The organism is Polaribacter ponticola (assembly GCF_026191475.2).
Classification (GTDB): Bacteria; Bacteroidota; Bacteroidia; order Flavobacteriales; family Flavobacteriaceae; genus Polaribacter; species Polaribacter ponticola.
The window spans coordinates 1,171,024-1,185,581 of the sequence record NZ_JAOSLC020000003.1; the positions used below are offsets into that span (position 1 = coordinate 1,171,024).

Genomic DNA, 14,558 nt, shown 5'->3' on the forward strand with positions numbered 1-14,558 from the left:
GTAAAAACATAAAATTTTGTAAAAAAAGTGTAAGTAACTAAAAAGTAAAACGACTATGCTTTTGATAAGAATCTTCTTATCATTCTTTTTCATAGCAATTTTTCCCACTTCTTAATAAGGAGTGGGTTTTATTTTTTATAGTGATGTGGATTTTCTCTAATTCCTTTTTTAAATAATTTACGAATTGAGCTTCGCAAACCATTATCAATTCTAAAAACAACATCTTTTATTTTTTGAGAAGGTCTGCCTCTAAAGGTTGTTATATGAAAGTCATCATTATTAGTTAGTGATATTTCAGAAAAATAATAATTAGATACACAACATCTAACCTTATCTACTACAACTTTATTTACAGAATGCCAAGATTCTTGATGCGTTGCCATAACAACCAACCTATTAAAGCGGCTTTCTATAATTATTGGAGATTCCTTTAAACCTTTATTCCATAATTCTAAATTGCCACCATTTTCTAATTGCCAATTTGGAGTTACATAAAAAAGTAAATTTAAAACACGCCACAACTGTCTATCCTTATCGTGTGAGTTATCTAAATGCGGACTTAAGTAATTATTTTTCGACATTAAAGACATTCCGCCAGCATATAAATTATCATCTGGAAGAATATTTTTTAATCCGCAGATTTCTGAAACTGAATTAACAACACTTTCATCTTGAAAAGCATAAATTACCTCTTCTAAAAGCGGATTGTATTTATCCATTTGATAGGCAACATACTTATGTTCTCTAATGTTCTTTCTTTGTTTGGTTTCAGATAATTTCGGAAAACTCTTATAAATTGCATTTACAAAATCTCCAGGTAGAAGATCATCAACATAAAAAAAACCAATTTCATTTTTACTTTTGTAAAAAAGGTCTTTTAAAGATGCTTTTTCTTTCGTTAATTTATCAACGATTAATAATGCGATTTCTTTTCTGTTAATCATTTACAATTTTTCTTGACAAGAATTTAGTGAACGCAACAATATAAAAAATTGGTTTTAATAACAACGAAGTTAAATCAGTTTTTAAATTAACCTCTTCTTTATATAAATTCCAATTACCAGATTTAGAAACACCGTCTGAATTACACTTTGCAATAGTTGATTCAATAATAAAACATTTCTCATTCTGTTTATATAATATAAGGTTTAACCAATAATCTGATAGTGTCTTGTATTTTAAAGGATATTTGGTATTTAAAAAAAGTACTTTTTTATAAAATGTACCTTGATGATGTAAACCATTTCTAATCCACATATCGTTTGACCAAGAAGGGTTTTTAGTCATTTTATTTTTACTATATATAAAAGGAGTCTTATTACCTACGTAAACGATATTACCTGCAATTAAATTTACGCTTTCTAAAGTTCGATTTAAAAAACAATTCTCTAAAACAGATTCATGATAAAGCTCATCTCCTGCTCCTAAAAAGTACAACCATTCTCCGTTAGAAAAAGCTATTCCTTTATTCATTGCGTCATAAATTCCTTTATCTTTTTCTGATTGATAGAAAAATGGCGCTTCTAAATGTTCTAAATATTCTTGAGTTTCCTTAGAAGATTTACCATCAATAATCCAGACCTCGTAATTAGAAAAAGTTTGAGACTTAATACTAATAATCGTTTTTTGCAACCCTAGTAGGTTGTTCAAAACAGGAATTATTATGGATATTTTTGGTTTGATAAATTTATGTTATTTAAAATAATTATCTAATTTCTCACTTTCCTTTTCCCAACATAAAATATCTTTTGCTTTTTGCTCATTTTCTTTTATTTCTGATAATAAAACATCATCTTTTAAAAGTTTTTTTATTGCATTTGCAATTGTTTCTGGTTGATAATCATTAACAAGAACTCCTACTTTATATTTATTTACAATTCTTGTAATCTCGGGTAAATTACCAGCAATTATAGGAATACCAGCATGTATATAATCGAATAATTTATTAGGCAAAGAATACTGAAAACTTAAACCTAAAGGTTCTTCTAAAACCATTCCTAAAGTAGCTTTTTTTGTATAGTTAAATAATTTATCTCTAGAAACTCTCCCTAAAAAATGAACTCTATTATTCATGTTTTCTTTAGCTACAAAATCCTTTAACTCTTCTTCTACTTTACCGTAACCAACAATTATCAAATCTACATCATTAATAAAGTTTAATGCTTTTATCATTGGTTTTAAACCTCTCCCTGGATTTAAAACTCCTTGATAAATAATTGTTTTATTCTTTGTAGGAAAAACAATATCATCAACAATTAAAACATCTTTCTTTAAGGGTATATTTCGAATCAACCCCATTTTATTCTGATATTTATCATCATAAAACTCAACAATAGATTGACTTACAGTATATGAATTTTTAATTTTTGGTAAGAAAAAGTCTTCTAACTTTCTCCAAAAACCTTGCACAAATTTTCTTCCTTGTAATTCTGGTCCTTCAGAAAAAAGCTCATGACTATCATACACTAAATTTATATTTTTTATTTTACTAGCAAAAAAACAAGATGGTAATGTATCTAAATCATTAGAAAGTATGTAATCGTATTTTCTAAAAAGTAAATAAAAAAATAATCTGATATTAAATTCGGCATAAAACAGAAAATTATTATTAAAAAAATGCTGTTTTCTAACAATTTTATAACCTCTTTTTACAGCTATTGTATTTGGTAAAACTCTACCGTAAACAACAACATCATAATTTTTACTGATTAAATAATTACATACTTTATGCACCCTATAATCTGTAGAAACATCGTTAGTTACCGCTACAAAAACTTTCTTTTTACCCAAAAATAATTCTTTTAACTAAACTGTTGCCTGCTGTACTACTTCAAACAACTCACCAGCTTCAACTTTTAATGTATTGTGCTTAAATTTAACAATTAATTGATAATCATGCGTAGCCATTAAAATAGTTTTCCCGCTTTTATGAATTTTAGTTAAGAGCTCCATAACCTCTAAAGAAGTTTTTGGATCTAAATTACCAGTTGGCTCATCTGCTAAAATTAATTCCGGATCATTTAATAGCGCTCTTGCTATAGCTACTCTTTGTTGTTCTCCACCAGAAAGTTCATACGTTTTTTTATAATATTGAGACTGCATACCTACTTTCTCTAAGACTTCATTTATTTTAGCTTTAATCTCCTCCTTGTTTTTCCATCCTGTAGCTTTTAAAACAAATTCTAAATTATCAAAAACAGAACGATCACTTAATAATTTAAAATCTTGAAAAACGATTCCTATTTTTCTTCTTAAAAATGGAATCTCTTTTTCTTTCAACTTTTTTAAGTCAAAACCCACGATACTTCCAGTTCCTCTTTGTAAGCGTAAATCGCCATAAAGTGTTTTCATTAAACTACTTTTTCCACTTCCAGTTTTACCTATTAAATAATAAAATTCTCCTTTATTAATTGTTAAGTTAACTTTTGACAGAACCAAATTATCTCTTTGATAAATATCTGCGTTTTCTAGATGTAAAACAGGATTTTCCATAAAAATAGTCGTTTCTACAAACTTAAAAGTTTCTGATGATTTTATCACAATAAAACAGAAGAATTCTTATTTTTGAAATAGAGGAAAGAAAAATATTCTTTGATCATCAAACAAATTTAAAAAACCTTCGTTAATTAGATTATAACAAAAACAATTGTATGAAATTTCGTTTTCCTTTAAAACATTTTTTATCGATATTATTTCTACTAATTACTTTTAGTATAAATTCTCAACAATCTATTTTAGATGCAAGTGTTATTACCGATTTTAATAATGCTCTAAAACTGTACAATAACAAAGCCTATGCTGCTGCCCAAAAAACTTTTGAAAAAGTGCATAAAAATGCTTTAAAAAACTCTAGCTTAAAAGCAGATGCATCTTACTATGATGCCATGTGTTCTGTTAAATTAAATCAAACAAATGCAGATAAAAAAGTTCTAACTTTTGTTGAAGAAAACCCTACTAGTGGGAAAAAAATAAAGCTTATTTTAATGTTGGAAACTATTACTTTGCAAACAAAAAAGCTTCTTATGCTTTAAAATGGTACAAGAAAGTAAATAGAGATTTACTGTCTAAAGACAACCAAAAAGAATTAAACTTTAATATGGGTTATGGCTTACTTGTAACCAAAAATTTAGCTTTAGCAAAAAACCGATTTTTACCTTTAATAAACGATGCTAAATACGGGAATGATGCAAGATACTATTATGGTTTTATTGCCTATAAACTCGAAGATTACGGGATAGCCGAATCCACATTAAAAGAAATTGCAGATAATGATTCTTATAAAGCAGAAATAACGTATTACCTACTAGACATCAGTTTTAAAGCAGGAAAATTTGAACGCTGTATTGAGGTTGGAAAAAAATTATTACTAAACGCTAGAAAAAAAGATATCTCTGAAATTTCTAAAATAGTAGGAGAAAGTTTGTTTAACTTAAAAAAATACGAAGAAGCTGTACCTTATTTAAAAGCATATTCTGGAAAAAGAGGAAAATGGAATAACTACGATTATTATCAATTAGGGTATGTATATTTTAAACAAAATGATTTTGAAAACGCTATTAATTATTTCAATAAAATAATAGATCAAAAAAATGCAGTCTCTCAAAATGCTTATTATCATTTAGCAGAATGTTATTTAAATATAGATAAAAAAACGGAAGCTTTAAACGCATTTAAAACTGCTGGTGAGATGAGTTTTAATCTTAAAATTCAAGAAGATGCTGCACTAAACTACGCGAAATTAAGCTATGAAACGGGTAATCCTTTTCAAAACGTTTCTGACGTTTTACAAAATTTCCTAAAAAAATATCCAAACTCACCTGCTTATAAAGAAATTAATGCATTGGTTGTTTCTTCATTTATTCATCAACAAAATTATCAAGGAGCTCTAGAGTACTTAAAGAAAAAAGCTCAGTAGATAATTTAGCTTTATCATTAGAAGTTTCTCTATATAGAGGCATTCAATTATTTAATGAAAATAAATATATTAATGCACTACCTTTTTATAAGAAGTAAAGCATCTAAAGAAAAAAACATTTCACAAAAAGCAAGTTATTGGGAAGCAGAAACATTATATAGATTAAAAAAACACACAGAGTCCTTAAGTAAATTCATAAAACTTAATACTGCTTTAAAAACAAATAACAATTTTCCTTTATTAGAATATAACATTGCATATACCCACTTTAAACTAAAACAATATGAGGAAGCTACTATTGCTTTTAATCAATTCATAAAAAAAGAAAATATAGAACACGAAATTAAAGATGATGCAATTATACGTTTAGGTGATAGTTATTTTGCTACTAGAAATTATTTAGAAGCAATAAAACACTATAAAACTGTTGTTAAAAACTCGGGGGCTGGTGCAGATTATGCACAATTTCAAATAGGAATGAGCTTTGGTTTTAGAAATGAAAATGATAACAAAATTGATGCTTTAACTAAAGTTGTTAATAATTATAATATTTCTTCTTTAAAAGATGATGCTTTGTCTCAACTAGCAATTACTTACACTAAAATTAAAAAAAATACTAAAGCTCATGAAGCTTATGATAGGCTTTTAAAAAAACATCCCAAAAGTTCTCTTTTGCCAAGGGCTTTGGTAAGACAAGGATTGTTATATTATAATGATAACAAAAACAAAAAAGCAATCGAGAAATTTAAGTTAGTTGTTAAAAAATTCCCTAATACTCCAGATGCTCTAGAAGCTGTTGCAAATGCTAAAAATATATATTTAGATGAAGATAATTTTGAAGAATATGTAGCTTGGGTAAGGCAATTAAAGTTTGTAAATGTATCTGAATCTGAAGCAGATGATTCTACCTTTTCGATTGCTGAAAAAAAATATTTTGATGGACAAAATAATTTTTCTACCATATTTACTTTAAAAAAGTATTTAGATAAATTTCCTGAAGGAGCTCATTATTTAAAAGCAAATTATTATTTAGCAGATGTGCTTTTTAAAGATGAAAAATTTGACGAAGCTATTGTTAATTATAAAATAGTTTTACAGGCAGGAACTACTCAATATAGCGAAGATGTATTAGCAAAATTATCTCAAATTTATTTAGAAAAACAAAATTTTGATGAAGCTTTACCTCTTTTAGAAAGGTTAGCACAAGAAGCTTATGTTACAGAAAATGTATTATTTGCTCAAAGTAATTTAATGAAAGGTTATTACGAAACAAAATCATACATAGAAGCTACAGAATACGCTAAAAAAGTACTCTCCAAAAACAACAGTAAAAACTCTTTAGGTTTAGATGCAATTACTATTATAGCAAGGTCTTCCTTTAACTCAGAAGATTACACTACTTCTGAAGAATATTATACTGAATTAGAAAAAAACGCAACGGGAGAACTCAAAGCAGAAACTTTATACTATAGTGCATTTTTTAAAAATCAACAGAAAGAGTATGATGCTTCAAATAAAATTGTTCAAAATTTAATAGCCAATTACTCCGTTTATAAATATTGGGGAGTAAAAAGTTATGTAACAATGGCTAAAAATTATTATAGTTTAAAAGATGCATATCAAGCAACTTTTATTTTAGAAAACGTAATTAAAAATTTCTCAAAATATAAAGATATTGTAAAAGAAGCTCAAGAAGAACTAGATAAAATTAAAGAAAACGAAGCCAAAACAAATAATTCTATAATCCCACAAAATAAAAATTAATGAAAAAAGGCTTTCACATATTTATACTCTCACTTGGTTTCTTTACAGCGAATGCACAAAGCAAACCAAATAAAAAAGTGACTCCTAAAAAAATTGATACTGTAAAAACAGAAGTAATTGAAGTGGTTACTAAATATAATCCCAAAATTGCAGACGCTAATAAGATTAGAAAAAACCCAACAGTAAAACTTTTAGAAAAAAGCGAAAAGAAAAAATTAAATTATAATATTTTTTCCGCTCCTGTTGCTTCTACTTTTATTCCAAAAACAGGTGCAGTAAAAGGGGTAGATGTAGGTGTAAAAGAACGTATTTACAATAATTATGTAGCGGCTGGTTTTGGGAACTATACGTCTCCATACTTAGAAGCATATATTAATAATAGTACTAGATTTGAAAGCGAATTTGGTTTATACACCAAATACTTTGCTTCTTTTGATAATATAGAAAATTCATTATTAAATAGTAATTTTTCTAATCTTTTAGCAAGTCTTTATTTTAAAAAAGAAGAAAGATATTTCGATTGGAAAGTTAGTTTAAATACAAAAAGAAAAGAATATAATTGGTATGGCTTACCAAATTATAATTTTAATCAAAATACTTTAAATTCTATAAATGAAAATCAAACTTATAATTACTTTAATATTATTGGAGAAATTGATTTTGTAGACTCCTATATTGATAAAAGTATAATATCAGTTTCTTATTTTTCTGATGCTTTTAAAAGCAGTGAATCTTTGGTAAATTTTGATACCGATTTAGACCTACCAATTCGCTTTATTAGTAATGCATTAAACAATATTACGGTAAGAACTGGTCTTGAGTTTTTAAACGGACAGTTTGCTAGTAATTATACAAATCAAAACAGTTTAGATTATTCCATTTTTACAGCACTATTAAATCCTGAATATAAAACAACATTTAATGGTTTTTCTTTAAAGTTAGGTGCTAAAATATTTGGTTCTTTTGATCTTGAGAACAAAGTTTCTAACCTTTTAGCTTATCCAGATATTCAAGTACAAAAACCAATTATTAAGGAGCATTTAAATATATACGCAGGTATAAATGGAAAATTAAAGACTAATACTTACAAAGAATTTACAGAAAACAATCCATATGTTTCTCCAACTTTATTTATGACTCAAACATCAGAAAAAAACAATGCTTTTATAGGGTTTAGTGGTGTTTTAAGCAACGATATTAGTTTTAATATTTCTGCAAGTATTAAGGAAGAAGAAGACAAGCCTTTATTTATTCGAAACAATTCGAAGTCTAATGGAGTTAACAACACATCAAATAGTCAACCTTTAAAAGGTTATGAATACGGAAACTCTTTTAATATTGTTTATGACGATATAAAAACAACGTCTTTCTTTGCAGAAATTGAATACGAATTTCCTAAGAGAATTACACTTGCTTCAAACGTTCAATTTAATAATTATTCCACTACCAATCAAATAGAAGCTTGGAACTCACCAACTTTACAAACTTCATTTATTGGTAAATATAAAAGTAATAAATGGTACGCAACTACCAATATTTTTTACCTAAATGATAGAAAAGATGTATTGTATAAAACAACATTTCCTTCAACATCAAATTCTATTCAAAAACTAGACTCTTTTATAGATGTTAACCTTAATGGAGGCTATCATTTTAACGATAGTTTCTCTGTTTTTATCAAATTAAACAATATCCTAAATAACAATTATGAGCGTTTTGCAAACTTTAATACCCAGGGTTTTCAAGCATTAGGTGGTGTTACTTACAAATTTGATTTCTAACTCAAATATTTTTAACTTTTTTATCGTTTCATTTATGTAGATTTATAGAATCTAAAACCTACCTAAAAAATGAAAAAAAGTACTCTTATTTTACTACTCTCTGTATTAATGATTTCTTGTTCACAAAAACAGGAAAAACTAGTAAATACAAAATTATTAACTATTGAAGAAAAGATTGATTCTACGAATCTTAAAAAGCTTTTTAATTCGGCATTAACAGAAGGCAAATCTTATGAATGGTTAAGAGATTTAACACAAAATATTGGTAGTAGATTATCCGGGTCTAGTGGAGCTGCAAAATCTGTTATTTGGGGAGAAAAACTCATGAAAGAAATTGGGTTAGATTCTGTTTGGTTACAACCAGTTATGGTGCCACATTGGGTTAGAGGTGAAAAAGAAATAGCTAATTACACCACAAAAAGCACTAAAAAAAATGTGCCAATTTGTGCTTTAGGTTTTTCTGTTGCAACACCAAAAAATGGTATTACTGCAGAAGTAATTGAAGTTAAAAGTATCGAAGAAGCAAAAGCTTTAGGTAGTAAAATGAAAGGTAAAATTGTTTTTTTTAATAGACCTTTTGATGACACATTGATTAATACATTTAGAGCCTATGGTGGTTGTGTAGATCAAAGAGTTAATGGAGCAAAGGTTTGTGGAGAATTTGGTGCTAAAGCAGTCATAGTAAGATCTATGACTAACTCTATTGACGATTATCCGCATACTGGTACAATGAGTTACGGAGATTTACCAAAAGAAAAACAAATTCCTACTGCTGCTATAAGTAGTAGAGCTGCCAATATTTTAAGCGTAGATTTAAAACAAAACCCTGAATTAAAATTTTACTTTAAACAAAGTTGTGAAACACTGCCAGACGCACCTTCTTTTAATGTTGTTGGCGAAATAAAAGGTAGTGAAAATCCAGAAAATATTGTAGTAGTTGGTGGTCATTTAGACTCTTGGGATTTAGGCGAAGGAGCGCATGATGATGGAACAGGAATAGTACAGTCTTTAGAAGTTGCTTATCTATTCAAAAAAAATAACATAAAACCAAAAAACACTTTAAGAGTAACTTTCTTTATGAATGAAGAAAATGGTACACGAGGTGCAAAAAAATATGCTGAATTAGCAAAACTAAATAAAGAAAATCATATTGGCGGTTTAGAATCTGATGCTGGCGGTCATACTCCAAGAGGTTTTTCTATTGATGCCAATACTGTTAATACTAAGTTGCTACAAAGCTGGAAAAAATTACTTTCTCCATACGGACTTCATGATTTAGACAAAGGAGGTTCTGGCGCAGATATTAGCCCTTTAAAAGGAGAAAATGTTACACTCGTTGGTTACAGACCAGATTCTCAACGTTATTTTGATTATCATCATACAAGTACAGATACTTTCGACAAAGTGAATAAGCGAGAACTAGAACTTGGAAGTGCTTCTATGGCGAGTATCATTTATTTAATGGATAAATATCTTTACAGTAACGAACCAGTAAAGCCATAAAAAATGGAAAATTTTATACTTATTCTAAGAATTGTTTTTGGTTTGTTTTTTGTTTATGCTGGTTTTATGCATTTTAAAAAACCAAAGTTCTTTAACGGTTTTATTCCAGATTTTTTACCCAAAATAACAGTAAATTACGTTTTTGGGGTAATTGAAATTATTCTAGGTCTGAGGTTGTTTTTTAATCAAACAACTAAAACAGCAGGTTTAGGAGTTTTTATTTTAATGATTCTTTTTTTACCATTACATATTTGGGACTTATTTAAAGAAAAACCAGCTATAGGTTCAAAGAAAAAAGCCATAATACGTGTATTTATTCAATTTATATTAATGTACTCAGCTTATCTAATTCACACAAAATCATGAGAAAAATTATTCTAACACTTGGTCTTATCGGTTTATTTACAGCTTGTAAACAACAAGAAAAAGCAGATTTAATTGTTATCAATGCAAATGCGTATACCGTAAATAAAAATTTTCAAAATGTAGAAAGTTTCGCTATAAAAGACGGTAAATTCATAGGTACAGGAACAAATAATGAAGTACAAAAAAAATACGAAACTTTAGAAACTATTGATGCAAAAAATCAAACGATAGTTCCTGGTTTCATAGATGCTCATTGTCATTTTTATGGTTTAGGCTTACAACAGCAAAAAGTAAATCTAAGAGGCACTAAAAGTTATGACGAAGTTTTAGAAAAACTTGTCGCTTTTCAAAAACAAAAGAATTCAACTTTTATAACGGGTCGTGGTTGGGATCAGAATGATTGGGAAGTTAAAGAATTTCCAACAAAAGAAAAATTAGATAAATTATTTCCAAAAATTCCTGTTGCAATTGGTAGAGTTGATGGACATGCTTTATTAGTAAATCAAGCGGCAATTGATTTATCAAGAATAACAAAAAACACAAAAGTATCTGGTGGTGAAATTATTATAAAAGAAGGAAAAATGACTGGTATTTTAATTGATGCTGCCATGGATTTTATTAAATTTCCAGAGACCTCAAAAAAAGAAGCTATTCAAGGTTTACTAGATGCCCAAAAAATTTCTTTTTCATATGGATTAACAACAGTTGATGATGCAGGAATTGATAAAAAAACGATTGAGTTAATTGATAGTTTACAGCAAGCAGGAAGCTTAAAAATGCGAATTTACGCAATGGTTTCTGGTGATGATCAGCAAGAAATAGATTATTACATTAACAAAGGTATCATAAAAACAAATAGACTAAATGTTCGATCTTTTAAAGTTTATGGTGATGGTGCTTTAGGCTCTAGAGGTGCTGCAATGCGTAAACCATATACAGATAGAAACAATCATTTTGGTGCAATGATTTACACTCCAAAAAGATATAAAGAATTAGCAAAGCAAATTGCTGCTTCAGATTTTCAAATGAATACTCACGCCATTGGAGATTCTACTAATACTTGGTTATTAAAAACATACAAAGAGGTCTTAAAAAATTCAAAAGATAGACGCTGGAGAATTGAGCATGCACAAATAATTGCTCAAGAAGATTTTAAAAACTTCGATAACATTTTACCTTCTGTACAACCTACACATGCTACATCAGATATGTATTGGGCAAAAGATAGAATTGGAAAAGAAAGAATGAAAGGCGCTTATGCTTATAAAAATTTACTTAATACTTATGGAAAAATTGCTTTAGGCACAGACTTTCCTGTAGAAAAAGTAAATCCGTTTTTAACTTTTTATGCTGCAACTATTAGAAAAGATTTAGAAAATTATCCAGAAAACGGTTTTCAAATGGAAAATGCTTTATCAAGAGAAGAAACTTTAAAAGGAATGACTATTTGGGCAGCTTATTCTAATTTTGAAGAAAATGAAAAAGGCTCTATTGAAGTTGGAAAGTTTGCAGATTTTGTAATTTTAAATCAAGACATTATGAAAATTGAAGGAAAAGAAATTCCAAAAACAAAAGTAGTATCTACTTTTTTAAATGGAGAGAAAGTTTATTAAAATAATCAAAGTATCTTCGTCAAAAATTTAAAAATTACAATTAATGAAATCTTATATTTACTTATTTATTTCCCTTTTTATTTTTACATCTTGTACTTTAGAAAACTCGATAGAACTAGAAACAGAAGCTGATATTATTCAATATATTTCAGATAATAATTTAAATGCTACAAAAAGTAGCACTGGTCTTTATTATGTAATTAATAATGAAGGAACTGGTACAAGACCAACTAGCAGTTCTAACGTAACCGTAGCTTATAAAGGTTATTTCTTAGACGGTGAAGTGTTTGATCAAAGTGATTCTGATGGAATATCTTTTGGTTTAAATCAAGTTATAAAAGGCTGGACAGAAGGAATTACTTACTTTAAAGAAGGTGGAGAAGGTATTTTATTAGTACCTTATAATTTAGGATATGGTCCTAATAATTATAGAACTATACCTGGTGGATCAGTATTAGTTTTCGATATTAAATTAATAAGTGTTAATTAAACACATTAAATTTTCACAAAAAAAGCGAAACTTAATAAGTTTCGCTTTTTTTATGAATTTATTGGCTTTATAAAATCACCTATTTTATCAACACCATTTTTTCCTAAATTCTTTATAAATGCAGAACCAATAATAGTTCCATTAGCATATTTACAAGCAGTTGTAAAAGTTTTTTTATCAGAAATACCAAAACCAATAATTAAATTGCTTTGTAAATTCATGTTTTTAATTCTCTCGAAATAAGTAATTTGATTGTTAGAAATATCTCCTTTTGCACCTGTAATAGAAGCTGATGCAACCACATAAATAAATGCTTTAGAATAAGAATCTATTTTTCTAATTCTTTCTTCTGATGTATGAGGTGTAATTAAAAACACATTCGTAATTCCGTATTTTTCAAATAACGCTTTATAGTGATTCTCAAATTCTACCATTGGTAAATCTGGAAGAATCACAGTATCAATTCCGCAATCAACTACTTTTTGGCAAAACTTATCTTCACCATATTTTAGCATTTGATTTAAATACCCCATTAAAACTAAGGGTGTTTTATTGGAGTCTTTTATCGTTATTAGCTGATCAAAAATAAGATCTAAATTAATTCCGTTTTCTAACGCTTTTTGACTACTATCTTGTATCGTTGGCCCATCTGCTAAAGGATCTGAATAAGGCAAACCAACTTCAATAAAATCTACACAACTTTTTTCTAATTCTGCAATTATTTTAGTTGTATCATCCAGTTTTGGGTATCCACAAGTAAAATATATAGACAATAGGTTTTTATCTTTTTTCTGAAATAATTCTTGAATTGAATTCATAGTTATAATATTTTGTCATTTCGAGTGATTTTCGATTTTAAGAGAAAATTGTATCGAGAACTTATTGCATCTCGATACTAATTTATTCATTCCTCATAAATTCACTCGATGTAACATAAGTTCTATTCTTCTAAATGTTTGATATAAGTACTTAAATCTTTATCTCCTCTTCCAGATAAATTAACCACCACAACTTGACCTTTTTTGAAATCTATTTTTGGTAAAACAGCCAAAGCATGTGCACTTTCTAAAGCAGGAATAATTCCTTCAATTTTCGTTAATTCATAAGCAGCTGCTAAGGCTTCTTTGTCAGTTGCATCCATAAACTTGGCTCTTTTAGAATCAAAAAGATATGCATGTAAAGGTCCAACTCCAGGATAATCTAATCCTGCAGAAATAGAATAAGGTTCTACAATTTGGCCATATTCATCTTGCATTAAAATGGTTTTAGAACCATGTATAATTCCTACCTCACCTAATTGAGAAGTTGCAGCACTTTCTCCAGAATTTACACCTAAACCAGAAGCTTCTACTGCAATTAATTCTACATCTTTATTATTCATATAGTGATAAAAAGCACCTGCTGCATTAGAACCTCCACCAACACAAGCAATAATTGTGTCAGGATTTTCTTTGCCAGTTTTTTCTTTTAATTGCCATTTCATTTCTTCTGAAATTACAGCTTGTAAGCGCGCAACCATATCTGGATATGGATGTGGACCAACTACAGAGCCAATTAAATAAAAGGTTTCTGGGTTTTGAATCCAATAACGAATTGCTTCGTTAGTTGCATCTTTTAAAGTTCTACTTCCACTTAAAGCAGGAACAACCTTTGCTCCTAACATTTTCATACGAGCAACATTTGGTGCTTGACGTTCTATGTCTTTTTCCCCCATAAAAACAGTACATTCTAAACCCATTAAAGCACAAACTGTGGCAGTTGCAACTCCATGCTGACCTGCACCTGTTTCTGCAATAATTTTAGTCTTTCCTAATTTTTTTGCGACTAAAATCTGACCGATTGTATTATTTACTTTATGTGCGCCTGTATGGTTTAAGTCCTCTCGTTTTAAATAAATAAAAGCGCCATATTTTTCTGATAAACGCTTTGCTAAATACAACGGACTTGGGCGACCAACATAATCTTTTAATAACGATTTATATTCTTCTTGGAATTCGTCAGATTCTAATATTTGAATATAATTATCTTCTAATTCTTTCACATTGGGGTATAACAATTCTGGGATAAATGCGCCTCCAAATTGTCCGTAATAACCATTTTTGTCTGGGTGAAATTTTGATTTCATA

The 14,558-nt window shown here is 28.4% G+C and carries 14 protein-coding genes; 8 read left to right on the forward strand and 6 right to left on the reverse strand.

What is annotated here, in order from left to right; translation table 11 throughout:
- Positions 1-128: 128 nt before the first annotated feature.
- From N5A56_RS10395 to N5A56_RS10410, 4 genes are read right to left on the reverse strand one after another with little or no spacing between them, the layout of a single operon-like run.
- Positions 129-944 carry a 2OG-Fe(II) oxygenase gene (locus tag N5A56_RS10395; RefSeq protein ID WP_265725394.1) on the reverse strand — a complete coding sequence of 272 codons (816 nt, stop codon included), beginning with the start codon at positions 942-944 and terminating at the stop codon, positions 129-131.
- Positions 937-1,683 carry a glycosyltransferase family 2 protein gene (locus N5A56_RS10400; protein WP_337994842.1) on the reverse strand — a complete coding sequence of 249 codons (747 nt, stop codon included), beginning with the start codon at positions 1,681-1,683 and terminating at the stop codon, positions 937-939. Before N5A56_RS10400 ends, N5A56_RS10395 begins: the two co-directional genes overlap by 8 nt.
- A gap of 9 nt (positions 1,684-1,692) precedes the next feature.
- Positions 1,693-2,790 carry a glycosyltransferase family 4 protein gene (locus tag N5A56_RS10405; protein WP_265725397.1) on the reverse strand — a complete coding sequence of 366 codons (1,098 nt, stop codon included), beginning with the start codon at positions 2,788-2,790 and terminating at the stop codon, positions 1,693-1,695.
- Positions 2,791-2,805: 15 nt separating this feature from the next.
- On the reverse strand, positions 2,806-3,492 hold the full coding sequence (locus N5A56_RS10410; RefSeq protein ID WP_265726131.1) for a cell division ATP-binding protein FtsE: 687 nt from the start codon (positions 3,490-3,492) through the stop codon (positions 2,806-2,808).
- A 158-nt stretch (positions 3,493-3,650) separates the two neighbouring features.
- Here N5A56_RS10410 and N5A56_RS10415 point away from each other — a divergent pair, with 158 nt between their 5' ends.
- The 8 genes from N5A56_RS10415 to N5A56_RS10450 all read left to right on the forward strand — a co-directional run bounded on the left by N5A56_RS10415 (position 3,651) and on the right by N5A56_RS10450 (position 12,432).
- On the forward strand, positions 3,651-4,031 hold the full coding sequence (locus tag N5A56_RS10415; protein ID WP_265725398.1) for an outer membrane protein assembly factor BamD: 381 nt from the start codon (positions 3,651-3,653) through the stop codon (positions 4,029-4,031).
- Positions 4,032-4,096: 65 nt separating this feature from the next.
- A complete protein-coding gene (locus N5A56_RS10420) occupies positions 4,097-4,915 on the forward strand; it encodes a tetratricopeptide repeat protein (RefSeq protein ID WP_265725399.1) in 819 nt (272 codons plus the stop codon).
- A gap of 54 nt (positions 4,916-4,969) precedes the next feature.
- Positions 4,970-6,679 carry a tetratricopeptide repeat protein gene (locus N5A56_RS10425; protein ID WP_274270385.1) on the forward strand — a complete coding sequence of 570 codons (1,710 nt, stop codon included), beginning with the start codon at positions 4,970-4,972 and terminating at the stop codon, positions 6,677-6,679.
- On the forward strand, positions 6,679-8,460 hold the full coding sequence (locus N5A56_RS10430; RefSeq protein WP_265725401.1) for a hypothetical protein: 1,782 nt from the start codon (positions 6,679-6,681) through the stop codon (positions 8,458-8,460). The genes N5A56_RS10425 and N5A56_RS10430 overlap by 1 nt, the downstream gene beginning before the upstream one ends.
- A gap of 69 nt (positions 8,461-8,529) precedes the next feature.
- On the forward strand, positions 8,530-9,963 hold the full coding sequence (locus N5A56_RS10435; RefSeq protein WP_265725402.1) for a M20/M25/M40 family metallo-hydrolase: 1,434 nt from the start codon (positions 8,530-8,532) through the stop codon (positions 9,961-9,963).
- Positions 9,964-9,966: 3 nt separating this feature from the next.
- A complete protein-coding gene (locus N5A56_RS10440) occupies positions 9,967-10,329 on the forward strand; it encodes a MauE/DoxX family redox-associated membrane protein (RefSeq protein WP_265725403.1) in 363 nt (120 codons plus the stop codon).
- Positions 10,326-11,942 (forward strand): amidohydrolase, encoded by a 1,617-nt coding sequence (locus N5A56_RS10445; protein WP_265725404.1) that lies wholly within the window; start codon positions 10,326-10,328, stop codon positions 11,940-11,942. Before N5A56_RS10440 ends, N5A56_RS10445 begins: the two co-directional genes overlap by 4 nt.
- A gap of 43 nt (positions 11,943-11,985) precedes the next feature.
- Positions 11,986-12,432, forward strand: coding sequence for an FKBP-type peptidyl-prolyl cis-trans isomerase (locus tag N5A56_RS10450; RefSeq protein WP_265725405.1), 447 nt, complete (start codon positions 11,986-11,988; stop codon positions 12,430-12,432).
- A 50-nt stretch (positions 12,433-12,482) separates the two neighbouring features.
- Here N5A56_RS10450 and trpA read toward each other — a convergent pair whose 3' ends face one another.
- Both trpA and trpB read right to left on the reverse strand, forming a co-directional pair.
- Entirely contained in the window at positions 12,483-13,250 is a 768-nt protein-coding gene (gene trpA / locus N5A56_RS10455; protein WP_265725406.1) for a tryptophan synthase subunit alpha, read from the reverse strand.
- A 122-nt stretch (positions 13,251-13,372) separates the two neighbouring features.
- Positions 13,373-14,557 (reverse strand): tryptophan synthase subunit beta, encoded by a 1,185-nt coding sequence (gene trpB, locus N5A56_RS10460; protein ID WP_265725407.1) that lies wholly within the window; start codon positions 14,555-14,557, stop codon positions 13,373-13,375.
- Position 14,558 lies beyond the last annotated feature (1 nt).

Bases quoted from the DNA above. Each gene is read 5' to 3' on its own strand.
- N5A56_RS10450 (WP_265725405.1), top strand. From the start codon at position 11,986: ATGAAATCTTATATTTACTTATTTATTTCCCTTTTTATTTTTACATCT.
- N5A56_RS10440 (WP_265725403.1), top strand. From the start codon at position 9,967: ATGGAAAATTTTATACTTATTCTAAGAATTGTTTTTGGTTTGTTTTTT.
- N5A56_RS10425 (WP_274270385.1), top strand. From the start codon at position 4,970: ATGAAAATAAATATATTAATGCACTACCTTTTTATAAGAAGTAAAGCA.
- N5A56_RS10445 (WP_265725404.1), top strand. From the start codon at position 10,326: ATGAGAAAAATTATTCTAACACTTGGTCTTATCGGTTTATTTACAGCT.
- N5A56_RS10435 (WP_265725402.1), top strand. From the start codon at position 8,530: ATGAAAAAAAGTACTCTTATTTTACTACTCTCTGTATTAATGATTTCT.
- trpB (WP_265725407.1), bottom strand. From the start codon at position 14,557: ATGAAATCAAAATTTCACCCAGACAAAAATGGTTATTACGGACAATTT.
- N5A56_RS10410 (WP_265726131.1), bottom strand. From the start codon at position 3,492: ATGGAAAATCCTGTTTTACATCTAGAAAACGCAGATATTTATCAAAGA.
- N5A56_RS10420 (WP_265725399.1), top strand. From the start codon at position 4,097: ATGGGTTATGGCTTACTTGTAACCAAAAATTTAGCTTTAGCAAAAAAC.
- N5A56_RS10395 (WP_265725394.1), bottom strand. From the start codon at position 944: ATGATTAACAGAAAAGAAATCGCATTATTAATCGTTGATAAATTAACG.
- N5A56_RS10430 (WP_265725401.1), top strand. From the start codon at position 6,679: ATGAAAAAAGGCTTTCACATATTTATACTCTCACTTGGTTTCTTTACA.
- trpA (WP_265725406.1), bottom strand. From the start codon at position 13,250: ATGAATTCAATTCAAGAATTATTTCAGAAAAAAGATAAAAACCTATTG.
- N5A56_RS10415 (WP_265725398.1), top strand. From the start codon at position 3,651: ATGAAATTTCGTTTTCCTTTAAAACATTTTTTATCGATATTATTTCTA.